Origin of the sequence: Pseudomonas yangonensis (assembly GCF_009932725.1) — a bacterium.
In the GTDB taxonomy this organism is placed as follows: Bacteria; Pseudomonadota; Gammaproteobacteria; order Pseudomonadales; family Pseudomonadaceae; genus Aquipseudomonas; species Aquipseudomonas yangonensis.
This window is the reverse complement of sequence record NZ_BLJU01000181.1, coordinates 1-277: the sequence shown is the minus strand read 5'-3', so window position 1 is coordinate 277 and position 277 is coordinate 1. Positions and strand designations below refer to the sequence as shown.

Genomic DNA, 277 nt, shown 5'->3' with positions numbered 1-277 from the left:
CGCGTAATAGGGAAGAACGGTATGGCATGTAATTATTTTGGATACCGAGAGATCCGTGGCAGGTGGAAGTGACTCGGCTAAGTCACCCAATCGACAGGGAAACGCTACGTTCTGTGTGTATGAGATTGCAGCCCTATCGCCAGCGAAAGCGGCTTTTCGGCTATGCCCGCCACAAAGCCGGGCATAGCGGGATAGGACACTGTGAAGAGTCTCGTCGGGGAACGCAGCAGGGAAGAAATGGAAGTTCAGCTCCATTACACGAACCTAGAATCATGGT

The 277-nt window shown here is 52.3% G+C and carries 1 protein-coding gene; it reads right to left on the bottom strand.

The genetic code is table 11. The features are described from left to right. Positions 1-255, bottom strand: a 255-nt coding sequence (locus GYB81_RS25420; protein ID WP_368854864.1) for a TniQ family protein, incomplete at its 3' end; no start/stop codon positions are given. Between the last annotated feature and the right edge of the window lie 22 nt (positions 256-277).